Origin of the sequence: Bradyrhizobium murdochi, from assembly GCF_000472965.1 — a bacterium.
Taxonomy (GTDB): Bacteria; Pseudomonadota; Alphaproteobacteria; order Rhizobiales; family Xanthobacteraceae; genus Bradyrhizobium; species Bradyrhizobium murdochi.
Genome location: NZ_AXAU01000003.1, coordinates 1 through 24,048 on the forward strand (window position 1 = coordinate 1; position 24,048 = coordinate 24,048).

A 24,048-nucleotide genomic window follows, 5' to 3' on the forward strand; every position below is an offset into this window, starting at 1 on the left:
TGGAACGTGGTCTCGTACGATCTCAAAGCGGTGCTGGTGCCAGATGCAAAGCTAACAAGGTTGGTAATGTAGTTGCCGCTCGGGTCAGTGCTCCAAATGTTGTATTGGCCGGTGCTCGCATTCTTCCACGCGACGTCGTAGCCGCTACCCGTCTGCTCGGCCCCGATTGGAGCCCACCCAGTCCACATGCCGGCCGTGACCGGCGCACCCGAGAACTTTAGCTGTGGGCCAGTACCGCCCGAGACCGGATTGAGGAAGTAGTTGTCTNCTACCTGCACCAGGCTGGTTGAGCCGATCGCCTCGACAACTACCGGAAGCGCATATGTGCCAATCAGGTCAACGATACTCGGCGCGACATTGCCGATGAGATCAATCGCAAAATCAGCAACACTATCACCGTTCGTATCACCTTGGAGAACAGTCACGTTGAGAGTGCTGTTGTGGAAATAGTCGAGCTCTCCTGCCGTATTGGTAAAGGCCAAAGTGCCGATGAAATGGAACATGTCATAAGCCGCCGTCGAACTAATCGCATCGATGCCGAGGTCGATGCGGTCCACGCCGGTCATGAAATCGGCGATCCGGTCATGCTGCCCGCTGGCAGCCGAGCTGTCGCCAAACGCAAACACGAACGTATCGGCACCGCTCCCGCCGGTCAGATTGTCGACGCCGACACCGCCGATCAGCCTGTCATTGCCCCCACCACCAATCAGCGTATCGCTGCCGCCGCCGCCCGATAGCGTGCTGCCAATGTCGCTTGCCGTCAGCCTGTCGTTTCCGCTGCCGCCGATCGCCTTCTCGATAACTGCGCTGAGCGCGATCCCGATGTTGTTGACGAGGCCGCCTATCGAGGAGAAGGCGCCGGCGTGCAGGTCGATGGTCTGGGCCGACGAATAGCCGGAGCAATCGAGCGTGTCGTTGCCGCCGCTGTCGTAGATCGTCAGCGCCGGCGCCGAAGTGTAGTTGCCGAAATTGAAAACCGCGCCCGCATTGCTGCTGAAGCCGTAGACGGTGTCGCCGGTCCTGGTCGAGGCCGCCGCGCCGTAGATCGAAGCCATGGCGTAGATGTCAGCCATCTGCGGCGTGACCACGTAGCGGTACGAGCTCCCGGAATAATTGTGCTCGCCGAAATACGACATGATCGAATATTGCCAGGTGTCGTTGGCGTAGATCGCATTGGTCGAATACGACGCGCTGCCATTGTACGGCCCCTGGTGGCCAAGCCCGAGCGCATGGCCGATTTCGTGGATGTAGGTCTGGTAGGCGTAGCTATCGATGCCAGTCTTGCCGTCGTTGGCGCCGCCGTCGGTGGTGACCCAATCGGTGCTGATGTTGATGATCGCAGATGTGATCCAGCCCCCAGGCCAGCTACCGCTGCTATAGGCCTGCATCGTGCCGTTGTGGGTGAACGTGATGTTCGCGGAGCCGGAGGTCTGGACGAAGCTGATGTTGGCAACATCGGACCATGCCTGCAGCGCCGACAGCGCCAGAAACTGCTCCGCCGAATTCAGGCCGTTGATATTGAAGGTGATGGTGTTGGAAGCAAAGCGATGGGCGATGTTGTTGTTGTACTGCCAAAAGCCATTGACGAGGTAGTTGGCGAGCGTCGCGATCGACGCAACCGGCTTCGCCGCGTACACCTCGCCGCTGGACACGCTGGCAGCCTCTAGCGCCAGCGGATAAGGCTCGCCTTCGTCGCCAAACTCGATCTCCTGCGTCCCGTCAGGCTGAAGCGCACCGTCGCCCGCCCCGGACGCAAACGGCCGGAAGGCCCAGATCTCATCGGAAAGCAGATCATTCTTCTTCATCGATCAGGCCTGTCAGCAGCTCGTTCGGATGCGCGAGAAGCGCAAAAGCACACGGAAGGCTAGAATCGCCTTCATTAACGCTTGTTTACTGGCGGGGCTTTGTCGTCCGCCTGCTTTACGGTGCATTACGGCGAAAAGCAGAATTTCAGGCCCCCATCCGTAGTCTTGCGGGGTCGGTTTTCCGGCTGTTCGCTAGCCGTCCCGGCGTCCAATAAGGAACCTTGCTGCTCCCAGCGATTGGCCTCGCCGGGCGCCCGAACAAGCAGTTGGAAATCAGCGCCAGATTTGTTTAAGTCGGATCGGGCTGCTCCCTCCCGCCGCGAAAATCCAAAAAACAAGGTTTCTCAATGCCTTTCCCACGCGCTTCGCAGGCCCTTTCCCGCTTCACCGTGCTCGATCTGACCCGCGTCCGGTCCGGGCCGACCTGCGTGCGGCAGTTGGCGGACTGGGGCGCCAACGTCATCAAGATCGACGCGCTCTTGGAGGATGGCGGCGGCGAGCAGCCGGGCGGCCCGCGCCATGGCTCGGATTTTCAGAATCTGCACCGCAACAAGCGGGCCATGACGCTGAACCTGAAGGACCCGAAGGGCCTCGAAGTGTTCAAGCGCCTCGCCGCCAAGGCCGACGTGGTGGTCGAAAATTTCCGGCCCGACGTGAAGGCAAAACTCGGCATCGACTATGAGAGCCTGCGCCAGGTCAACCCACGCCTCGTCTATGGCAGCATCTCCGGCTTCGGCCAGGATGGCCCCTACCACAAGCGGCCGGGCTTCGATCAGATCGCGCAAGGCATGGGCGGGCTGATGTCGGTCACCGGCGCGCCGGGTCAGGGCCCGATGCGGGTCGGCATCCCCGTCGCCGACCTCACTGCCGGGCTGTTCTGTGCCCTCGGGATCCTCACCGCGCTGCTGGAGCGCGACGTTTCCGGCGAGGGTCAGTGGGTGCAAACCTCGCTGTTGCAGGCGCAGATCTTCATGCTGGATTTCCAGGCCTCGCGCTGGCTGATGGAGAAGGAAGTCGCCAAGCAGGCCGGCAACAACCATCCGACCTCGATCCCGACCGGCGTCTTCAAGACCTCCGACGGCTACATCAACATCGCCACGACAGGCGGGCGGATCTGGGAACGCTGCGCGCAGGCGATTGGCGCCCCCGAACTGATCACCAACCCCGATTACGCCACGGCGCCTGCGCGCTCCAAGAACCGCGATGCGCTGAACGAAGCGATCGGCAGGCTCACCGAAAAGAAGTCGACGGAAACCTGGGTCAAGGAATTGAACGAAGCCGGCGTGCCCTGCGGCCCGATCTATTCCATTGACCAGATGTTCGAGGACGCCCAGGTCAAGCACCTCGGCATCGCGCAGCACGTGCCGAACGACGAGAACCGCCACATCCAGCTCGTCGGCCAGCCGGTGACGCTGTCGCGCACGCCGAGCAGGATGGCTGCGCGCCCGCCGGAATTCGGCGAGCAGACGGAACAAGTGCTGGCGGAGTTCGGCTTTGCGAAAGATGAGATAGCGGATCTCAGACAGCGCAAAGTGGTGTAGGCCTCCACTGTCATTGCGACCTTTGGCTCATCGCAATGACGTGGTGAGGCTTGTGCCCTGCTTCAGAAATCCGTAGCGGGATTACGGTCCAGCGGCTGACATGCCGCCGCGACTCGCTACACTGCCTTGTCACCAATCCCGTGAAAGGCATTCCATGCGCATCATGATCCTGAATGGCCCGAACCTGAACATGCTCGGCATCCGCGAGCCGCACATCTACGGCTCGACCACGCTCGACGCCATCAAGGCCTCGTGCGAGGAGTTCGCCGCCTTCACCGGCACGCAACTGGCGTTTCACCAGTCGAACCACGAGGGCGAGCTGGTCGACCTGATCCAGTCCGCGCGAACCGCGGCCGACGCCCTCATCATCAATCCCGCCGCCTACTCCTTCACTTCGATTGCGATGTTCGACGCCATGAAGATCTTCGAGGGGCCGATCTACGAGGTTCACATCTCCAACATTCATGCCCGCGACGAGCTGCATCGCCACTCCAAGCTTTCAGCAGCCGTGAAAGGCGTGATCGCGGGCCTCGGCCCCTATGGCTACATCGTCGCGATGCAGGCCGCCCTGCAGGGGGCCGGCCAACTACCCGCGGCCCTTCCGGCCGCCATGCGCATCGGACCAAAGTAAGGAAAGCCCGACATGCAGGGATCCGGCTATCTCGCGATCTGGAGCGATCTGACGCCGCAGGACGAAACCGACTGGGCACACTGGATCACGCGCGAACACGCCGCCGAGCGCGTCGGCATCAACGGCTTCGTGGCCTGCCGCATCTTCCGCGCGCTGGGCGCGTCGGTGAACCGCTATTTCATCCTCTACGAACTCGAGGACGAGCGCGTCGTCGGCGGGCCGGACTATCTGGCGCGGCTGAACGCGCCGACGCCATGGTCGCAACGCATCATGCCCCGGCTCGGCAATTTCGCGCGCGGCGGCGGCCGTGTCGCGGCGTCTGCCGGCACTGGCCAGGGCGGCATCGTCGCGCCGCTCCGCCTCGACACCGCGCCATCCTGGGATGCCGCCGCGCTTGTCGCCGAGCTCGCCCATCTTGACCGCATCATCGCCGCGCGGCTCCTGCTCACCGACATCGCGCAAACCTCGATCAAGACCCGTGAGAAAGGCATGCGAAGCAACGACGGCTCCTTTGCCGCCCTGTTGCTGATCGAGGGACTGGACGAGGCCGCCGTCCGCGACGCCCTTCATCATCTCCGCAAGACGCTTCCGGCAAAGGATCACGGTGCAATCGATAGTTTGCCGCTCTACCGGCTGGCGTTCAGCCTGCCGAAGTGGCTCCTGCCGGGTTGAAGAAAAGTGACGAAACGAGCTGACGAACTGCGGGCTGATTTGCCGCGACGGGGCAAGCGCAATTTCATGCAGCGGCTTGCGACAAGATAACCCGACAGGCAAATCACTTCTGATTTTCCGAAATCATGTCAAGCCCGAGAATCAAAAATATTCCGCTTAACGCGAGGGGCAAATCAGCGGCATAACTCTGCCTGTCTCACCCATTGAGGGGCGCTCGCGATCGTCACGAACGTGCGGTGAGATGCGATGGACGCGAGAGGCGCGCAAGACGTAGGCGCGCTGAAGCGTACGGCGAAGTCGTGTGGTTCGGGCGTCGCGGTGCTGGCGCTAAGTCCTTAAGAAGCGAAGCTTCTCAGGGGCGACGGAGGCAAAAGAGCCGTTCTCCGGGAAGAGCACGAAGTAAGCCGTAAAGCCATTGCGCAGGGAAGGCCGGGATGCTCCCGCTGTACCTGTATGCTCGTGTGCGCTTTTGCTTTGCGCACTTGCACACGAGACCGCGGGTGCGGCGCGCACCCGGTCTTCCCTGCGCCCTCTAAACGAGAGGGCGGAGATTCTTGGGCAAAGCTCGGGCAGTTAATGTCGCGAGATCGCGAACGCATACTCCGTTGTCGTCCCCCGCGAAGGCGGGTGACCCAGTATTCCAGAGACAGCGGTGATTGAACCGATAAGCCGCAGCGTACTGGATCCCCTGCCTTCGCGGGGGATGACGACCGTGGGGAATGACGATCTATTTATGTCGACCGTCTTGCTACGCCTTCGCCGGCCGCACCATGCGCGTGACGCTGCTGAACGCCTTGTCGATGACGGGCCAGAACAGCAACACGATCGCCAGTGTCGTGATCGAGCCGACCAGGCCGTTCGACCAGAACACCTTCAAATCTCCGCCGGCGCCGATCATCGACAGGCGGAACGCATCCTCGGCACGGTTGCCGAGCACCAGCGCCAGCGTGAACGGCGCGAGCGGGATGCCAATCTTCTTGAAGACGTAGCCGACGACGCCAAAGCCCAGCATCAGCCAGATATCGAAGATCGCGTTCTGGATCGCATAGGCGCCGATCGCGCAGGACACCACGATCATCGGTGCGACGGCGGCGAACGGCACGCGCAGGACGGATGCGAAGATCGGTACCGTCGTCAGCACCAGCACGAGGCCGACGACGTTGCCGAGATACATCGACGCAATCAGTCCCCAGACGAAGTCCTTGTGTTCGACGAACAGCAGCGGTCCGGGATTGAGCCCCCACACCATCAAGCCGCCGAGCAGGATCGCCGCGGTGCCCGAACCGGGGATGCCGAGCGCGAGCATCGGCAGCAGCGCCGCCGTGCCGGAGGCGTGGGCCGCGGTCTCCGGCGCGAACACGCCCTCGATGCGGCCCTTGCCAAAGCTGTCCCGGTCCTTGGAGAAGCGCTTGGCGAGGTTGTAGCCCATGAAGGACGCGGCAATAGCGCCGCCCGGCGTAATACCGAGCCAGCAGCCGATGAAGGACGAGCGGAACAGCGTCACCCAGTATTTCGGCAGGTCCTTCCACACCGACAGCACCACGCGCATGGAGATGCCGGCGGCGTGACCGCGCAGCGCCAGGCGCTCCTCCATCGTGAGCAGGATCTCGCTGATACCAAACAGGCCGATGACCGCGACCAGGAAGTTGACGCCGCGCAACAGCTCCGCCGAATCGAAGGTCATGCGCAACTGACCGGACACGGTGTCCATGCCGATGCCCGCGAGCAAGAGACCGAGCGACATCGAAATGACGGTCTTGTGCTTGGCCTCCCGGCCGAGCCCGACAAAGGAGCAGAAGGTGAGCAGATACACCGCGAAGAATTCGGGCGGCCCGAATCTCAGCGCGAACGACGAGATCATCGGCGCCAGGAACGTGATCAGCATCACCGCGACCAGCGAGCCGATGAACGACGAAGTGAAGGCCGCGGTCAGCGCTTCCGCCGCCCTGCCCTGCTGCGCCATCGGGTAACCGTCGAAGGTGGTCGCGACCGACCAGGCTTCGCCCGGGATATTGAACAGGATCGAGGTGATGGCGCCGCCGAACAGTGCACCCCAGTAGATGCAGGACAGCATCACGATCGCCGAGGTCGGGTCCATCGTAAACGTCAGCGGCAGCAGGATCGCGACCCCGTTCGGACCGCCGAGGCCGGGCAGCACGCCGACGAAAATGCCGAGCACCAGCCCGGTCATCATCAAAAGCAGCGTCTTCCAGGTCAACAGCACGGCGAAGCCGTGCATCAAGAGACCCAAAGCTTCCATTTACGGGGCTTCCATGGCGTGTGTCCCACCGACCGGTTAGCGGCCGAGCGCCGCTTCGAGCGGGCCCTTTGGCATGATGACGTCGAAGGCGATGTCGAAGGTCACGAACATTGCAGCGGTGAACACGAAGGCGGTGAGCAGCGATTTCCACCATGCGATCTTGCCGACCAGACGCATGAAGCAGGAAATCAAGAGGAAGCTTGCGACATAGAGCCCGAGGAATTGCGTAGCGAGGCAGAACAGAACCGTCGGCACGAACACGGCCATCACGCGGCGAAGCTGCGCTTGCGTCACGAAGGATTCGGAGGCCTCGCGGCGCGACAGGAACGCCGCAACCAGGCCGTAGAGGCTGGCGCCACCGAGGATGATCGAAAGATAGAACGGAAAGTAACCGGGCTGCGGACCGGTGGATTCCCAGCCCGCGCCCGTCCGCCAGTTGTCGTACCCGAGCGTCAGCGCAAGCGCGAGAAGCAGAAGGCAGACGACCACGTCGACCACCCGAACGCTCGCCATCTGAGGCGAGTCCGCCTCCGGCGCGGTCGGATCCTCGACGACGATTTCGATGTCGGTATTGGACATGGAGACGGTGCCCCCCGGTACGACAGTCCTAAACGGGGATACGTGCCGACGTCGCCGGCGTCAATGTCCGGCGCTGCGCTCCGGGAATGCGCTCGCAAGTGCAGCACGATCGGGCCGCAGCAGGCCGCGTTCGGTGATCAAGCCCGTCACCAACCGCGCCGGCGTGACGTCGAAGGCGTAATTGGCAACCGGCGAGCCGTCGGGAACCACGCGCACGGTCTCGACGCGCCCGTCGGTGGTGCGGCCGGTCATGGTCGCCACCTCCTCCAAGCTGCGCTGCTCGATCGGAATCTGCCGGATGCCGTCGTCGATGCTGAAATCGATGGTGGGCGACGGCAGTGCAACATAGAACGGCACGCCGTTGTCGTGGGCCGCGAGCGCCTTCAGATAGGTGCCGATCTTGTTGCAGACATCGCCACTTGCCGTCACCCGGTCGGTGCCGACGATCGCGAGATCGACCATGTGGTGCTGCATCAGATGGCCGCCGGTGTTGTCGGCGATCACCGTGTGCGGCACGCCGTGGTGCCCAAGTTCCCAGGCAGTCAGCGAAGCGCCCTGATTGCGCGGCCGGGTCTCGTCGACCCAGACATGGACCTTCAGGCCGCTATCATGGGCAAGGTAGATCGGCGCCGTGGCCGTGCCCCAGTCCACCGTGGCGAGCCAGCCGGCATTGCAATGGGTCAGGATATTGATCGGCTCGCCCGGCTGCTTCGTTGCCGCGATCTGTTCGATCAGCGCCAGACCATGCCGGCCGATCCCCTGGTTGATCGCGACGTCCTCATCGGCGATTTCGACGGCGCGCTGGTAGGCCGCCGCGACGCGTTCCGACGCCGGCAGCGGCCGAAGCAAGCGCGCCATCTCGTCGAGCGCCCATTTCAGGTTGATCGCCGTCGGCCGTGCCGCCAGCAGCATGGCATGGGCGCGATCGAGCGCCGCATTGGAAGCGTCAGCGCGCATGGCGAGCGCCATGCCGTAAGCCGCAGTCGCGCCGATCAGTGGCGCGCCGCGCACCAGCATGGAGCGGATAGCCTCGGTCGCATCCGCGGCGCTCGCGATACGCGCCACCACGAATTCATGCGGCAATCGCCGCTGGTCGATCGCACCGACCGTCCAACCGTCGTCCTCAAGCCAGATGCTGCGAAAATGCCGGCCATCGACCTTCATGTCCTACGCCCTTCGCGTCGTGCGCCCGCTGGAATACATCCTCACGATCGTAGCACCCTCCCCGCGACGGCATCGAGCTTGGCAAGCAATTCTGCATCGCGCGCTTCCGGCGCCGTGATCAGGGCGGTGTCGAGCGCCTTGTCCGATCCGATCGGGCACGGCTCATGCTCGCGCGGGAAATCCCGGGCGAGACGCGCGACCAGCGCCTTGGCCTTGCCGGCATTCGAATTCAGCACGCGAATGATGTCCTGCACGGTGACCGCCTCATGATGAGGATGCCAGCAATCGTAATCGGTGACCATCGCCACGCTGGCGTAGCAGATCTCGGCCTCGCGGGCGAGTTTTGCCTCGGGCATGTTGGTCATGCCGATCACCGAATGACCCTGCGCCTTGTAAGTCTGGCTCTCCGCGAGGCTGGAGAACTGCGGCCCTTCCATACAGACATAGGTGCCGCCCCGCACCGCCGCGATCCCCTCAGCCTCGGCCGCTGCCGCCAGATGCACGTGCAGCCGCGGCGACACCGGATGGGCCATCGAGACATGGGCGACGCAACCCTTGCCGAAGAACGAGCTCTCACGGCGATAGGTGCGGTCGACGAACTGATCGACCAGCACAAACGTGCCGGGCGGCAGTTCCTCCTTGAAGGAGCCGCAGGCCGACAGCGAAACCAGGTCGGTAACCCCTGCCCGTTTCAGCACGTCGATATTGGCGCGGTAGTTGATGTCGGAGGGCGAGAGCACATGCCCCTTGCCATGGCGCGGCAGGAACGCGACCGGCAGCCCGGCGATGATGCCGCGCATCAGCGGCGCGGACGGCTCGCCCCACGGGCTGTTGATGGTTTCCTCGCGGACATCCTCCAGCCCCGGCAGGTCGTAGATGCCGGATCCGCCGATGATGCCAAGCACGGCGCGCGTCATGACTTCTCCCACTTACGATTACACGGAAGATGTTCGACTATACTGCGCCGCAATAATCAAGCATTGTCGCACGGTTGCAAGGGGCTTCAAAATGCCGACCAGGAACGACCGGGAAAAACGTCAATCCATCATCGATGCCTGCCTGCGCATGAATGCGCTCGGTATCAACCAGGGGACGTCGGGCAATATCAGCCTGCGCCATGGCGATGGCATGCTGATCACCCCGACCAGCACGCCCTACGAGGCGATGAAGCCCGAGCAGATCGTCTACATGCACCTCGACGGCAACCACGATCCTGCCCTGCGGCCATCGAGCGAGTGGCGGTTTCACCGCGACATCCTCAAGGCTCGCCCGGAGGTGCAGGCGATCGTCCATGCCCATCCGCCCTACTCGACCATGCTGGCGATCATGGGCATGGAGATTCCGCCGGTCCACTACATGGTGGCCGTCGCCGGTGGCGACACCATCCGCTGCGCGCCGTATGCGACCTTCGGCACCCAGGAGCTCTCCGAACACGCTGTCCGCGCGCTGGAGGGACGGCTGGCTTGCCTGCTCGAACATCACGGCATGATCGCGATCGGGCCGTCGCTGGCAAAGGCGATGTGGCTTGCGGTCGAGGTCGAAACGCTGGCGCGGCAATATCACGGCTGCCTGCAAATCGGCACGCCGCCATTGCTGTCAAAGGAGGAAATCGAAAAAGTCCGCCTCCGCATGGCCGGATACGGCCACGCGGAGGAGTAACGGAAGCGCTATTTGGCGACGAAGCCCGCTTCCTTCATCAGCGAGGCATTCAGCTTGTCGTCCTCTTCGAGGAATTTCAGCATGTCCTTGCCGGTGAGGAAGATCGGCTTGAGCGCCTGCTTCTCCATGTAGTCCTTGTATTCCGGCGTCTGCGTCACCTTCTGGAACAGGTCGACATAGAACGCCTGCTGCTCCGGCGTCACCTTGCCGGGCAGGAACATCGCGCGCAGCATCAGGTACTGCACGTCGAGCCCTTCCTCCTTGCAGGTTGGGACGTCATTCCAGGATTGCGTCTCCGTCACCTTGGTCTTGTAGGAAATGCGCTCCTTGTCGAACACGCACAGCGCGCGGACCTGACCGGCGCGCCAGACTTCGAGGTTTTCAGACGGGTTATTGACATTGGCTTCGGTGTGCTTGCCGACAAGCTGCGTCGCCGCCTCGCCGCCGGACTTGTAGGGCAGATAGGAGAATTTCGCGCCGGTCTTCTGCTCCATGAAGACCGTCAACACATGGTCCTCGCGCTTGGAGCCGGTGCCGCCCATCTTGAATGGCGAGTTCGCTGCCTTGGCGGCTGCGATAAAATCCTTCACCGTCTTGGGGCCGTCGGCATTGTCCCACAGCACGAACTGGTCGAGCGCGACCACCGACACCGGCGTCAGGTCACGCCAGTTGAACGGGATCTTGGCCGACAGCGGCAGCATGTAGATCAGGGAATAGGCGACCAGCACCTTGTTGGGATCGCCATCGCTGGATTTCATGTACATCAGCGCCTCGGCGCCGGACGCTCCGCCCTTGAGCGACACAACCATCGGCTGCTTCATCAAATTGTTCTTTTGGATCGCCGCCTGCATCATACGCGCCATCTGGTCGGAGGCGCCGCCGGCGCCGGCCGCGACCACGATTTCCACTGGCTTGGTCGGCTCCCAAGCGGCAAACGCAGGGGTGGTTGCGATCAGGGCCGTCAAGGCGGCCGCGGCTTTGAGGATCTGTCCCACGAGTTTCTTCCCCATGTATTTGCAAGACCTGGAAAATCAGATCTGTCCGGTTGCCACATCTTGCGGGCGAACCGATCAGAGTTCAAGTTGCACCGCAATGTGCCGTCCATGACCTTGGCATCAGGTGCAAATCCTTCCTGCACGAGGGCCTCAGCGACCAACAGCCGAATCCAATCTCGCCGCTTTTCCGTTGTGCGGCGGCGAGTGAGCCCGTTTAATGCACGCTACAAGAAACATCAGGGAGGAGAGGCTGAATGAGAAGGATTTTGATGACCGCCCTCATGGGTACGGCGCTGACCCTCGCGGGGTGCGGACGGGATCCAGGACCGAAAGGGGATACCGGCCCACAAGGACCGGCCGGGCCACAGGGCGTTCAGGGCTTGCAAGGCGTGCCCGGCCCTCAAGGGCAACAGGGTCCCCAAGGGCCACAGGGACCGCAGGGTGTGCCCGGTCCGAAAGGCGATCCCGGACCGACTGGCGCTTCCATCAGGTCGGTTCAGGCCAGTGGCGAGGTCGGCTGCGATACAAATGAAAACCTGGTGTCGGTGTTCTGTCCGTCCGGCGGCACCCCCGATGGCGCCAAATGCGGCACCGGTCCGACTGTTGGTCTTTGCCTCAAGAAGTAGCCGCCCGGTTGCGCTACGATCCGACGAACAATGGTCGGCGAAAAAGCATGAAAGCGTTCGCGATTGGTTTTCTCCTGGCTTGTCTTGCCACCACCGCGGACGCCGGCTCCTCAATAATCGGTGCGGGCTCTCAAACCTGCACGGCTTGGACCAACCGCAAGAAAAATGCGGTCGTCAAAGGAAGCTTTGAATCCTGGCTGGTTGGATTTATCAGCGGCCTGAACATCAGCGGGGAGCGGGACATGGTGGGTGGCGGCGACTTCGACGCGATCATCGCATGGATGGACCAACGTTGCCTCACCACGCCTTCGGACAGGATAGGTATCGCGGCGCTCGATTTGGGCATGGAATTGGCAAAAAGGGCCGCCAAACCATAGTGGGCGATTCTACGCGTGGCTAACCTATTTGCCCTTCCAGTTCGGCGAGCGCTTGTTGAGGAATGCGTCCATTCCCTCGCGGAAGTCTTCGCTCATATAGGCGCGCAGGATCAGGTCCTCGCCCTCGTCACGCGTCAATGTCCGCCGGATGCGACGCACCGCTTCCTTGGTGACTTCGAGCGTGATCGGCGCATGGCTCGCAACGAGTTTCGCAGTCTCGTCGGCGCGGCGCTGCAACGTTGCGACATCGGGCACGATCTCATTGAGCAGCCCGAGCGCCAGCGCTTCCGGCGCCTCGACCAGCCGCGCCTTGAAGATCAGGTCCTTGGTCCGCGCGGGGCCGACCAGCGAAACGAGCCTGGAGATATTGGACATCGACAGGCAGTTGCCGAGTGTACGCGCGATCGGAAAACCCATCCGCGTCGTCTCGGTACCGATGCGGATGTCGCAGCACGCCGCAATCCCGGCCCCGCCGCCAGTGCAGGCGCCGGCAATAGCCGCGATCGTCGGCACCCGGCAGGCTTCCAGCGCACCGAGCACGCGGTCGATCCGCGCCTCATAGTCGAGCGCGTCCTGCGCGGCCTTGAAGGCGCGGAACTGCGAAATGTCGGTGCCCGATGCGAACGCCTTGTCGCCGGCGCCGGTCAAGATCATCGCCTTGATCGAGCGATCATTGTTGATGGTCTCGCAGATCGCCGCCATCTGCTCGTACATGGCAAAGGTCAGCGCGTTGCGCGCCTGCGGACGGTTGAACGTCAGCCGGGCGATGCCGTCCTCGACGGAATAGATCAGGTCTTCGGTCGAAGCTACCGGAGCGTTCATCGCAGCTCTCTCTATTTTTGTTTCGGTCAAACTGGCTCAGGCGACGGCGGCCTTCGGCATCTCCACGACATCGTGTCCCTTGAGCACTTCCATCGCCGCCAGCACGCCACCGCTGCGATGCGGCACCTTGGCGAGATCGAGACCCATCTCGACACCCGACAGCGTGCCCATCAGCATCAGGTCGTTGAAGTGTCCGATATGGCCGATCCGGAACACCTTGCCTTTGATCTTGTTCAGGCCGGTGCCGAGCGACATGTCGAAGTTTTCCAGCACGACCTTGCGGAAGTTGTCAGCGTCATGGCCTTCCGGCATGACGACGCCGGTCAGCGCGGGCGAATGTGCGCCTTGCTCCTGACATTGCGTTTCCAGGCCCCACACCTTGATGGCCGCGCGCGTCGCGGCACTGTGGCGCTTGTGGCGGGCGAAGACGTTCTCGAGGCCCTCCTCCTCGAGCATCTTGACCGCTTCGCGCAGCCCGAACAGCAGGTTCGTTGCCGGCGTGTAGGGCCAGGTGCCCGCCTTGTTGATCGCGATGACTTCCTGCCAGTCCCAATAAGAGCGCATCGCGGGGTTGGCCTTCGCCACCGCGAGCGCCTTTTCGGAGATGGCGTTGAAGCCGAGACCCGGCGGCAGCATCAGGCCCTTCTGCGATCCGGCGACCGAGACGTCGATGCCCCAGGCGTCGTGCTCATATTCCAGCGATCCCAGACCCGAGATGGTGTCGACCATCAAGAGCGCGGGATGTTTGACGCGGTCGAGAATCTTGCGGACGTCCTGCGGATGGGTAACGCAGCCGGTCGAGGTCTCGTTGTGGACCACGCACACGGCCTTGATCTTGTGCGCCTTGTCGGCCGACAGCCGCGCCTCGATCTGCTCAAGATCTGCGCCATGGCGCCAGTCACCGGGAATGAAATCTACTTCGAGTTTGAATTTGTCGGCAATACCGTGCCACAGCATGGCAAACTGCCCGGTCTCGGCCATCAATACCTTATCGCCCGGCTGCAACGTATTGACGAGTGCCGCCTCCCATGCGCCCGTGCCGGACGACGGATAGATGATTACCGGCTGCTTGGTGCGGAACACCCGCTGCATAGCGGCCAGCACGGCATGACCAACCTCGGCGAACTCGGGACCCCGGTGGTCCATGGTCGGCATATCCATGGCGCGCAGCACCCGGTCCGGCACGTTGGTCGGTCCCGGAATCTGCAGAAAATGCCTTCCAGTATGCACGGTCATTGGCGTCCTTCCCGGTCTAGCCTAGGCGTTTCGACCCGCTCGAATATCACCATTCGGCGGGCTTGTCGCCCGCCGGACGCAGCACGTCAATGCGCAAGGAGCAGGGCTGGAGCGGTGTCGCCGGCAGGCGCGAGCTGCCGGTTAGCTGCCGACGACCTTGAGATGCGCCGGGGAATTGCCTTGCGGGCGCTGCTCCAGATACTTCATCGCGGCATCGACACCGCCGGCCCGGTACGGAATGCCGGCGACCGACAATCCCATCTCCACGCCCGTCAGCGCGGCAAGCAAGGTCAGTTCGTTGCATTCGCCGAGATGACCGATGCGGAATACCTTGCCGGCCACCTTCGACAGTCCGGAGCCGAGCGACATGTTGAAGTTGTCGAGCACCACCTTGCGGAACTGGTCCGCGTCATGCCCCGGCGGCATCAGCACGGCGGTAAGCACCGGGGAAAAGTCCTTTGGCTCCTGGCAAAGCACCTCCAGTCCCCAGTGATTGACGGCGGCACGCGTAGCAGCGGCGAGCCGCTGATGGCGCGCGAAGACCTTGTCGAGCCCCTCCTCAAGCAACATCGCAAGGGCCTCGCGCAGGCCGTAGAGCAGGTTGGTCGCGGGAGTATAGGGAAAGAAGCCATTCGCATTCGGCTTCAACATTTCCTCCCAATCCCAATACGACCGCGGCATTTTGTTGGTCTTGGATGCAGCGCGGGCCTTGTCCGAGATTGCGTTGAAGCCCAAACCGGGCGGCAACATGAACCCTTTCTGCGAGCAGCTAACGCTGACGTCGACCTTCCATTCGTCGTGCCGGTATTCGACCGATCCCAGCGAGGAGATGGTGTCGACCATCAGCAGGGCCGGATGACCGACCCGGTCCATCGCGGCACGGATTTCGCCGATCCGGCTGGTCGCACCGGTCGACGTTTCGTTGTGGACGACCATCACGGCCTTGAGCGCATGCGATGTGTCGCGCGCCAGCCTTTCTTCGATGACCGCCGGGTCTGCGCCACGGCGCCAATCGCCGGGCAAGAAGTCGACGTCAATTCCCCAGCGTCCCGCCATCTGGCGCCACAGGGTCGCGAAATGGCCGGTCTCCACCATCAGAACCTTGTCGCCGGGGGACAAGGTGTTGACGATGGCGGCTTCCCAGGCCCCAGTCCCCGACGACGGGAAGATCACCACCGGTCCCGACGTCTGGAAAATCTTCTGGCTGCCGCCGAGCACGGCCCGCCCGAGTTCGGCGAACTGGGCGCTGCGGTGATCGATCACAGGCATGTCCATCGCGCGAAGAACGCGATCCGGAACCGGACTCGGCCCTGGAATCTGAAGAAAATGCCGTCCTTGCTGCATGAAAACCTCCCGCTAGGCCCCATCTCTTGATGATGCCGGCCTCATTTTGCATTCATTTTTTATCTTTTCAATGCTAATTTGGCATTCGATTTTGAGCGTCGACGCCGCAGTTTTGGCAAACTACCGTTATGCAAATGAAATCCATGATTCCCGAAGGTGGGGCGCCGATCGCCCAATCCGCGTCCGGCAACGGCACCGACCGGCAGGAAGCATCACTGCACGGGGAAATTTTGCTGCGCCTTCGCGACTATGTCGTTGAGGGCAACATTCCGGAAGGGGCGCGGGTTCCGGAGCGGCAGCTTTGTGAAATGCTCGGCATTTCAAGAACGCCGCTGCGCGAGGCGCTGAAAGTTCTGGCCGCAGAGGGCCTCATCGAGCTCCTGCCCAACCGCGGCGCGCGGATACGCCAACTCAGCCAGCGCGACCTGGAGGAGCTTTTCGACGTGATGGCCGGCCTGGAAAGCCTGGCCGGGCGCCTTGCCTGCGAGGCCATCACCGACGAGGAAATCGCGGAAATAGAGCGGCTGCACTACAAAATGTACGGCCATTACCTGCACCGCGACATGCACGGCTATTTTCAGATCAACCAGCGCATCCACGAGAGCATCGTCGCCGCTGCGCGCAACGAGACCCTGCGCGCGGCCTACGCCAACTTCGCCGGCCGGATTCGCCGTGTCCGCTACTCCGCCAACTTCGCCCGCAAGCGGCAGCGCTGGGCGGAGGCCATGCGGGAGCACGAAGCGATCCTGGATGCGTTGCGTCGCCGGGCCGGGAGCGAGCTGAGCGACATCCTGTTCGAGCATTTGCGCAACAAGCGGACCGCCGCTATCGAGCACTTGGCTGAAGCACGGGAGGCCACCGCAGCCACGGCCGCCGGGGGCTAGCCTTGCCGATTATGAATTCATAAGCTAGTTCATTCGATGAAAAAGTGCATAACCGTGTCGAGGGGGTAGTCCCCTTGGATCACTTTGGATTTGGGATGAAGAACGCCTCAACGCTCGAGCGACGCCTGCGGTCGAACATGACGGGCGATGTCCTGTTCGACGCGTTCAACCGCGGCCGCTACGCGACTGACGCCTCGTTCTATCAAATCCTGCCACTCGGTGTTGTGGTGCCCCGGACCATGGACGAGGCGTTGCGGGCGGTCGCCATCGCGAGGGATGAGGGCCGGATCGTCACCCCGCGCGGCGGCGGGACGTCGCAGTGCGGCCAGACGGTCAACGACGGGATCGTCGTCGACTTTTCGAAGCACCTGAACCGCCTGCTCTCCCTTGATGTCGAAAACCGCATTTGTGTGGTCGAGCCCGGCATCGTGCTCGACGATCTCAACCGCCAGCTCAAAAAGCACGGGCTGTGGTTTCCGGTCGACGTCTCGACCGCCTCGCGCGCCACCATCGGCGGCATGGCCGGCAACAATTCCTGCGGCGGCCGTTCGCTGCGTTACGGCACCATGCGCGACAACACGCTGTCGATGGATGCGGCGCTGGCCGACGGCACGCTTTTGCATTTCGGCGAGGTGCCGCGGGATCTCGCGCGGGTGAATTCGCCCCAGAGCGGGCTTGCGCTGTTCCGCGACATGCTCGACCTCGGCGAGCGCGAGGCCACCGAAATATCCGAGCGGTTTCCAAAGGTGCAGCGCCGCGTCGGCGGCTACAATCTCGATGCGCTGGTGCCACGCAACGCGCCCAACAACATGGCGCACCTGTTGGTCGGCTCCGAGGGCACGCTTGCCTTCACAACGCAGGTCGAGCTCAAGCTGTGGCCTGTGATTCGCAACAAGGTGCTGGGCGTCTGCCATTTCGGCAGCTTCTACGAGGCGATGGATGCCGCCCAGCATCTGGTGAAGCTGCGGCCGATCGCGGTGGAGCTGGTTGATCGCACCATGATTGCGCTCGGCCGCGAGATCGCGATGTTCCAGCCGATCATCGCCACGGCCGTGCGCGGCGATCCCGATGCGGTGCTGGTCGTCGAATTCGCCGAGGAAGATCAGGCCGAGAATTTGCATCGGCTGAAGCAACTCGGCGAACTGATGGCCGATCTCGGCTTTGGCTGGGACAGGCCGCAGCGCAAATGGGGCGGCGTGGTCGAGATCACCGAGCCAGGCTTGCAGACCGGCATCGCCGATTTTCGCGCCGCCGGCCTCAACGTGATGATGTCGATGAAGCAGGAGGGCAAGCCGGTCTCCTTCGTCGAGGATTGCGCCGTGCCACTGCCGCACCTCGCCGACTACACCGAGCGGCTCAACGCGATCTTCGCCAAGCACGGCACGCGCGGCACCATGTATGCGCACGCCTCTGAAGGCTGCCTGCATGTACGGCCCGTCCTCAATCTGAAGCTTGAGAAGGACGTCAAGGCGATGCGCGCCATTGCCGAAGAGACGTTCGAGATGGTGCGCGAGTACAAGGGCTCGCACTCCGGCGAGCATGGCGACGGACTGGTTCGCTCCGAATTTCACGAAGCGATGTTCGGCTCGCGCATTGTTGCCGATTTCAGGGAGGTCAAGCAGCGCTTCGACCCGGACAATTTGCTCAATCCCGGCAAGATCGTCGATCCGCCGAAGATGGACGACCGTTCGCTGTTCCGTTATCGGCCAGACTATCGCGTTGCCGAACTGAAGACCGCGCTCGACTGGTCGGTTTATCCCGGCGCCGGCGGCGGCTTTCAGGGCGCAGTCGAGATGTGCAATAACAACGGCGCCTGCCGGAAGCTCGAAGGCGGCGTGATGTGCCCGTCCTATCGCGCGACGCGCAACGAGAGGGACGTCACGCGCGGCCGCGCCAATACGCTGCGGCTGGCGATCTCGGGACAGTTGGGTCCTGACGCGCTGGCTTCAGATGAAATGATGGAGACGCTGAAACTTTGCGTGTCTTGCAAGGCCTGCCGTCATGAATGCCCGACCGGCGTCGACATGGCCAAGATGAAGATCGAGGTGCTGGCCGCACGTGCGGCCAAACACGGCATTTCCCTGCGCGACCGGCTAGTCGGCTATCTGCCGCGCTATGCGGATCTCGCCTCCCGCTTTGCCCCGCTGGCCAACTGGCGCAACAGCAGTCCGCTGTTGCGTGCCCTGTTCGAGAAGTTTGCCGGCATCAGCGCGAAGCGCGCCCTGCCCGCATTCCGCCGCGACGTATTCAAGCCGGAAGCCGAGGTCTTCGGTCCGGCAGATGGCCGCGAGGTCGTGCTGTTCGCCGACACATTTAATCGTGCTTACGAGCGGGAGAATCTCGACGCCGCGCTACGCGTTCTAGTCGAAGCCGGATACCGCGTTCACCTGCCGAACCCGACGGATAGCGGCCGGCCGCTGTGCTGCGGGCGAACCTTCCTTTCGGCGGGTTTGGTCGATCAGGCGCGCAGCGAATTGAACCGGCTGGTCACCACCTATGCGCCATTCGCTGCACGCGGCGTGCCAATCGTCGGACTGGAGCCGAGCTGCCTGCTGACGCTGCGCGACGAGCTGCTGTCGCTACGCTCGGACGATGCCGCCAAGAACATCAGCGCGCACGCATTGCTGTTCGAGGAATTCCTGGTTCGCGAGGCGGAGGCCGGCCGCCTCAAGCTGCCTCTTGGCGCCATGCCGAGGAAAGCGTTGGTACATGGGCACTGCCACCAAAAATCATTCGGCGCGTTCAAGCCGGTCGAGAAGGTGCTGCGTCTCATTCCCGACCTCGGCGTCGAAACTATCGAGTCCAGTTGCTGCGGCATGGCTGGCGCCTTCGGCTACGGCGCCGATACCTATCAGGCCTCGATGGAGATGGCTGAGCTGTCGCTGCTACCGGCGGTGCGCCGCGCCGATACCGCCACGCTGATCGTTGCCGATGGCACCTCATGCCGCCATCAGATCAAGGATGGCACGAACCGTGCACCGCTTCACGTCGCCCGCGTGCTTGCGATGAGCCTCGACAGCGCGCAATCCAACCGTTAATCCTGCCTGATCGCAAAGGAATTCATTTATGGCTGAACTCACTCTCGACGTCGCCCGCAAGATTCTCGATGCCGCGCTTGCCAAAGGCGTCGAGAAGAAACTGAAGCCGCTGGTCATCACCATTCTGGACGCCCGAGGCTGCGTGAAGGTCACGGCGGCGCAGGACGGCACCAGCCTGATGCGCGCCGAGATCGCGCACGGCAAGGCCTATGGCGCACTCGCGATGGGCATGGGATCGCGAGCGTTATTCCAGCGCGCCCAGGAGCAGGCTTACTTCGTCGGAGCCGTGAATGCGCTGGCACAAGGTCGCCTGGTGCCGGTGCCGGGCGGCGTGCTGATCATGGACGGCACGACGTTGCTCGGCGCCGTTGGCGTCAGCGGCGACACCTCCGACAATGACGAGATCTGCGCCGTCGCCGGCATCGAGGCTGCCGGATTGAAGGCAAATGCGGGATAACGGTCGGCGTCGTCAATTGATCTCATTTAGCTGACGCCTCGCGCGTTGCGAGAACGCTAGATCACCGCAATCGAACCGGCATCTTCTTCCGCCGCACCGTTGCGGATTTCGATCGCGAAAGACGATCCGCACCGGTCTAGCGAGCGAGCGCGGAGTGTCCTCCGCGCCGGCGAAAGTCGACCGACACATCTGATGTTACGAGGAATGCAGATCCCTGTTTAGCGCCAATATCGATTTCAAAAACTGCGCTAAGTTGTGCCCCGGAAACAAATACCCTTTTATGCCAGCAGCCTGCGCTGCTTCTAGATCGGTGGGCTTGTCGCCGATCAGAATGCTGCGACTGACGTCCACCGGAAAGCGCTCCATGAGATCCTGGATCATCCCTGGTGCAGGCTTGCGTCGCGGACTTACTCGACGATATCGCTCTATCGCTGCCTCGGGATGGTAAGGGCAGTATTCGAATGCATCTATGTGCGCACCGATCTTGGCCAGGTCATTTTCCATCCACTTGTGCAACGCTTCTACGTGAGTTTCCTCGTAAAGACCTCTAGCTACTCCTGACTGGTTAGTAATCACGAACACAAAATATCCAGCACCATTAGCAACCTTGACCGCTTCGCGCGCTCCCTCAATCCATTTCAGTTGACTAATCTCGAAAACATAGCCGTGGTCCTCATTGAGCACTCCATCTCGATCAAAGAAAATCGCTGGTCTTTTCATTTCATCGCCTAAGAAAGCGGGAAAGGATTTGGTGAAGATCGCTGGTGCATTTGTTGGTGTCCGAGGACTTTGGCTGGCAATTACCCGAGGAAGCCCCGCTCGTGAATGAGATTTCAAAGCACGATGTCGTTGGAATAGCGAGGTATTATATCCCATGTCCCTTGACGGTCTCAGCCTCCATTCCTGGAGCGGTCGAAGGCGTCAGCTTGCCTTCGCGGACTTACAACCGGGCTATTTGCCGGGCCAAGCAGGCTTTCGCTTCTCGCTGAAAGCCCTCAGCCCTTCCTTGGCGTCTTCCGTCATCGCCAGTAGCGCGATCTGGCTTTCGGTATAGGCGATGCTTTCGTCGAACGACATCGAGGCGATGGCGCGCATCGCATATTTGCCACGGCGGATCGCCGTCGGCGACTTGTCAACGATGCGGCTGACCAGCCAGTCGACCTTGGCGTCGAGCTCGGCCGCTGGCACCACGTAGTTCAGGAGCCCGGCAGCCTGTGCTGCGTGCGCGTCAAATGGCTCACCAGTCAGCGACCACTCGCTGACCAGCCGCTTCGGCGCGATCGACTGCAGCAGGCTCAGTACCTGCATCGGGAACACGCCCACCTTCACCTCGGGCAAACCGAAGATGACGTGATCGGCAGCGACCGCCATGTCGGTCATGCACAACAGGCCCATGCCGCCGGCCATGCAGACGCCCCCGACACGGGCGATTGCGGGCTTGGTGGCGTTTTGCGATAACCGCAGCAGATCGGCATAGTCGACATTCGGTCGCGAATAGTCCATCGCGAAGGCAGCACCGCTGTTCTGCAGATCGGCGCCGGCGCAAAATGCCTTGTCGCCTGCCCCCGTCAGCACGATGACGCGGACGTCCTTGTCGTCATGCGCGTCGCGATAGCCGCGGGCGATGCCAGCGACCACATCGGCATTGATGGCATTGCGCTTGTCCGGGCGGTTGATGGTGATCCAGAACGCCTGCCCGCGCTTTTCGCAGATTACGCTTTTATGGTCGGTCATTGTCCCGCTCGCCTTTTCGTCAAATGCTGGCAACGCATTTGCGGCAGGATGACGGTGGACTGCAAGAGCGATCTAACTCTTGTGCCCACTGGCTGACGTCGCCTTTTTCACCCAGACCTTGTTGTCATGAAACGCCGCGCCGCCGACGGGCGCGACGGCTTCGGCGCCGGTCAGCATGTTGATGCCGCGGCCACCGATATGGGCCTTGTTGGGATGAATGGATTCCGCGACCAGCACGCCACGGCGCAGGCCGTCGAATAGCCGCGCGGTCAACGTCGTTTCGCCGCGGGCGTTGCCGAGCATGACGGCATCGCCGTCGGCAATGCCGAGTGACGCCGCGTCCTCGGGATGGATCATGACGGTCGGACTGCCCTCGCGCGCGATCGACGACGGGGTTTCGTTGAAGCTAGTATTGAGGAAGCTGCGCGACGGACTGGTGGCGAGCCGGAACGGATGCGCCTCATCCGCCTCCTCGATGACCGTCCAGTGGTCCGGTAGCGACGGCATCTGCTCCCACGGACCGAGGCCAGGCTTACCGGACGGAGGATTCGCCCAATCGGCCTTGAAGTGGAACTTCTTGTCCTGGTGCGCAAAACCGTCGAGATAATGCGAGGTTCGAAAATCCGGCTGGATATCGCGCCACAGATCCGCTTCCAGCGTCTCGATGTCGCCGTGACCGCTCTTCTTCAGCGTCGCATCGATCAGTTCGCGCGGCGTCATCTCAAATCCGGGATGCACGGCATTGAGGCGGCGGCCGAGGCCTTGCAGCACCTCATGGTTGGAACGGCACTCGCCGGGCGGATCGATCAGCTTCGCGCCCACCGAAATATGCTGGTGGCCGCCGCCGTAATAGAGATCGTCATGCTCCATGAACATGGTGGCGGGAAGCACGATGTCGGCCATGAGCGCCGTCTCGGTCATGAACTGCTCATGCACTGCGACGAACAGGTCCTCGCGCGCAAAGCCCCGGCGCACCAGCGCCTGCTCGGGGGCGACTGTCACTGGATTGGTGTTCTGAATCAGCATTGCCTTGACGGGACCGCCGCCCTTCAAGGCGTCGGCATCGCCGGTCAGGATGCGCCCAATCTTGGATTGATCGAGCCAGCGTGTCGTCTGATCGATCGCGTCGTGGCCCTCGATGATCGACTCGTCGAAATTCCAGATCCCTGCATTGTTGAAGAATGCGCCACCGCCTTCATACTGCCAGGCACCGGTCACCGCCGGGATGCACAGCGCCGCATGCATCTGCGTTGCACCGTTGCGGCTGCGCGTAAAGCCGTAGCCGAGGCGGAAGAACGTACGCTTGGTCTGGCCAACCAGGCGCGCGAACGCCTCGATCTCCTCGACCGATACGCCAGAGATCTTCGAAGCCCATTCCGGCGTGCGGGTCGCCAGATGCGTCTCGAGCTCGTCGGGGCAGTCGGTATACCGATCCATATAGGCACGGTCCGCGTAACCCTCGCGGAACAGCACGTGCATGACGCCGCAGGCGAACGCGCCGTCGGTCCCCGGCCGGAGCAATATCTTGATGTCGGCCTGCTTCATGGTGTCGTTGTTGTAGACGTCGATCGCCGCGATTTTCGCACCGCGCTCCTTGCGGGCGCGCGAGGCATGCGTCATCACGTTGACCTGGGTGTTCACCGGATTGGTGCCCCAGATCACGACGAGATCGGAGACGCCCATCTCGCGCGGATCGACGCCGGCGATCTTGCCGGTGCCGATGGCGAAGCCGACGCGCGCGATGTTGGCGCAGATCGTCGAGTAAAAGCGCGAATATTTCTTTACATGCGCCAGGCGATTGATGCCGTCGCGCATGACGAGCCCCATCGTGCCGGCATAGTAGTAGGGCCAGACCGACTCGGCGCCGAATTCACGCTCGGCCTGATCGAACCGCGCCGCGATTTCGTCCAGCGCCTCATCCCAGGAAATCCGCGAGAACTGGCCGGAGCCCTTCGGTCCGGTGCGGCGCATCGGGTACAGCAGCCGGTCGGGATGATGAATGCGCTCGGCGTAGCGCGCGACCTTGGCGCAGACGACGCCGGCCGTATAGGTCTGCTGCTTGGAACCGCGGACCCGCCCGATCGAACGCCCGTCGATCACCTCGATGTCGAGCGCGCAGGCCGACGGACAATCGTGCGGACAGGTGGAATGGCGGATGTCGACCTTGGCATGCTGGTTCATGCGATTCTAAGTAACATCAAACGCGGCGGTCGCCGAGAGGCTT

General features: G+C 62.6%; 20 protein-coding genes. 8 read left to right on the top strand and 12 right to left on the bottom strand.

The window, feature by feature from the left end:
* A partial coding sequence (locus tag YUO_RS43765) for a M10 family metallopeptidase C-terminal domain-containing protein (RefSeq protein WP_198028023.1) occupies positions 1-1,805 on the bottom strand: 1,805 nt, incomplete at its 3' end.
* 347 nt (positions 1,806-2,152) lie between these two features.
* Here YUO_RS43765 and YUO_RS0110775 point away from each other — a divergent pair.
* The 3 genes from YUO_RS0110775 (at position 2,153) to YUO_RS0110785 (ending at position 4,649) form a co-directional block, all read left to right on the top strand.
* Positions 2,153-3,346, top strand: coding sequence for a CaiB/BaiF CoA transferase family protein (locus YUO_RS0110775; protein WP_028347256.1), 1,194 nt, complete (start codon positions 2,153-2,155; stop codon positions 3,344-3,346).
* A gap of 154 nt (positions 3,347-3,500) precedes the next feature.
* Complete coding sequence (locus YUO_RS0110780) at positions 3,501-3,977, top strand: type II 3-dehydroquinate dehydratase (protein WP_035726566.1); 477 nt, start codon at positions 3,501-3,503, stop codon at positions 3,975-3,977.
* 12 nt (positions 3,978-3,989) lie between these two features.
* Positions 3,990-4,649 (top strand): hypothetical protein, encoded by a 660-nt coding sequence (locus tag YUO_RS0110785; RefSeq protein WP_028347258.1) that lies wholly within the window; start codon positions 3,990-3,992, stop codon positions 4,647-4,649.
* 748 nt (positions 4,650-5,397) lie between these two features.
* Here the strand turns inward: YUO_RS0110785 and YUO_RS0110790 are convergent.
* From YUO_RS0110790 to YUO_RS0110805, 4 genes are read right to left on the bottom strand one after another with little or no spacing between them, the layout of a single operon-like run.
* Positions 5,398-6,909: a tripartite tricarboxylate transporter permease gene (locus YUO_RS0110790; protein ID WP_028347259.1), complete on the bottom strand. Its 1,512-nt coding sequence runs from the start codon at positions 6,907-6,909 to the stop codon at positions 5,398-5,400.
* 36 nt (positions 6,910-6,945) lie between these two features.
* A complete protein-coding gene (locus tag YUO_RS0110795; protein WP_028347260.1) occupies positions 6,946-7,488 on the bottom strand; it encodes a tripartite tricarboxylate transporter TctB family protein in 543 nt (180 codons plus the stop codon).
* Between the two features lie 60 nt (positions 7,489-7,548).
* Positions 7,549-8,652 carry an S-methyl-5-thioribose-1-phosphate isomerase gene (gene mtnA, locus YUO_RS0110800; RefSeq protein ID WP_028347261.1) on the bottom strand — a complete coding sequence of 368 codons (1,104 nt, stop codon included), beginning with the start codon at positions 8,650-8,652 and terminating at the stop codon, positions 7,549-7,551.
* Between the two features lie 41 nt (positions 8,653-8,693).
* Positions 8,694-9,569 (bottom strand): S-methyl-5'-thioadenosine phosphorylase, encoded by an 876-nt coding sequence (locus tag YUO_RS0110805; protein WP_028347262.1) that lies wholly within the window; start codon positions 9,567-9,569, stop codon positions 8,694-8,696.
* A gap of 91 nt (positions 9,570-9,660) precedes the next feature.
* Between YUO_RS0110805 and YUO_RS0110810 the strand changes: the two genes are divergently transcribed.
* On the top strand, positions 9,661-10,311 hold the full coding sequence (locus YUO_RS0110810; RefSeq protein ID WP_028347263.1) for a class II aldolase/adducin family protein: 651 nt from the start codon (positions 9,661-9,663) through the stop codon (positions 10,309-10,311).
* Between the two features lie 8 nt (positions 10,312-10,319).
* On the opposite strand, the gene YUO_RS0110815 is transcribed toward YUO_RS0110810, so the two are convergent.
* Positions 10,320-11,321, bottom strand: a complete 1,002-nt coding sequence (locus YUO_RS0110815; protein ID WP_035726569.1) for a Bug family tripartite tricarboxylate transporter substrate binding protein — start codon at positions 11,319-11,321, stop codon at positions 10,320-10,322.
* Positions 11,322-11,979: 658 nt separating this feature from the next.
* Between YUO_RS0110815 and YUO_RS0110820 the strand changes: the two genes are divergently transcribed.
* On the top strand, positions 11,980-12,309 hold the full coding sequence (locus YUO_RS0110820; protein ID WP_028347265.1) for a hypothetical protein: 330 nt from the start codon (positions 11,980-11,982) through the stop codon (positions 12,307-12,309).
* 24 nt (positions 12,310-12,333) lie between these two features.
* Here YUO_RS0110820 and YUO_RS0110825 read toward each other — a convergent pair whose 3' ends face one another.
* From YUO_RS0110825 to YUO_RS0110835, 3 genes are all read right to left on the bottom strand, one after another.
* Entirely contained in the window at positions 12,334-13,131 is a 798-nt protein-coding gene (locus YUO_RS0110825) for an enoyl-CoA hydratase/isomerase family protein (protein WP_028347266.1), read from the bottom strand.
* 36 nt (positions 13,132-13,167) lie between these two features.
* Positions 13,168-14,367 (bottom strand): pyridoxal-phosphate-dependent aminotransferase family protein, encoded by a 1,200-nt coding sequence (locus tag YUO_RS0110830; RefSeq protein WP_028347267.1) that lies wholly within the window; start codon positions 14,365-14,367, stop codon positions 13,168-13,170.
* Positions 14,368-14,508: 141 nt separating this feature from the next.
* A complete protein-coding gene (locus YUO_RS0110835) occupies positions 14,509-15,711 on the bottom strand; it encodes a pyridoxal-phosphate-dependent aminotransferase family protein (RefSeq protein ID WP_028347268.1) in 1,203 nt (400 codons plus the stop codon).
* Positions 15,712-15,845: 134 nt separating this feature from the next.
* Between YUO_RS0110835 and YUO_RS0110840 the strand changes: the two genes are divergently transcribed.
* The 3 genes from YUO_RS0110840 to YUO_RS0110850 all read left to right on the top strand — a co-directional run bounded on the left by YUO_RS0110840 (position 15,846) and on the right by YUO_RS0110850 (position 20,090).
* Positions 15,846-16,595 carry a GntR family transcriptional regulator gene (locus YUO_RS0110840; RefSeq protein WP_028347269.1) on the top strand — a complete coding sequence of 250 codons (750 nt, stop codon included), beginning with the start codon at positions 15,846-15,848 and terminating at the stop codon, positions 16,593-16,595.
* A gap of 95 nt (positions 16,596-16,690) precedes the next feature.
* Positions 16,691-19,633: an FAD-binding and (Fe-S)-binding domain-containing protein gene (locus YUO_RS0110845; RefSeq protein WP_028347270.1), complete on the top strand. Its 2,943-nt coding sequence runs from the start codon at positions 16,691-16,693 to the stop codon at positions 19,631-19,633.
* Positions 19,634-19,661: 28 nt separating this feature from the next.
* Complete coding sequence (locus YUO_RS0110850) at positions 19,662-20,090, top strand: GlcG/HbpS family heme-binding protein (RefSeq protein WP_028347271.1); 429 nt, start codon at positions 19,662-19,664, stop codon at positions 20,088-20,090.
* Between the two features lie 195 nt (positions 20,091-20,285).
* Here YUO_RS0110850 and YUO_RS40470 read toward each other — a convergent pair whose 3' ends face one another.
* The 3 genes from YUO_RS40470 to YUO_RS0110865 all read right to left on the bottom strand — a co-directional run bounded on the left by YUO_RS40470 (position 20,286) and on the right by YUO_RS0110865 (position 24,005).
* Positions 20,286-20,810 (bottom strand): D-glycero-alpha-D-manno-heptose-1,7-bisphosphate 7-phosphatase, encoded by a 525-nt coding sequence (locus YUO_RS40470; RefSeq protein WP_035726571.1) that lies wholly within the window; start codon positions 20,808-20,810, stop codon positions 20,286-20,288.
* A gap of 231 nt (positions 20,811-21,041) precedes the next feature.
* Positions 21,042-21,824, bottom strand: coding sequence for an enoyl-CoA hydratase/isomerase family protein (locus YUO_RS0110860; RefSeq protein ID WP_028347272.1), 783 nt, complete (start codon positions 21,822-21,824; stop codon positions 21,042-21,044).
* Positions 21,825-21,896: 72 nt separating this feature from the next.
* A complete protein-coding gene (locus YUO_RS0110865) occupies positions 21,897-24,005 on the bottom strand; it encodes a molybdopterin oxidoreductase family protein (protein WP_028347273.1) in 2,109 nt (702 codons plus the stop codon).
* Positions 24,006-24,048 lie beyond the last annotated feature (43 nt).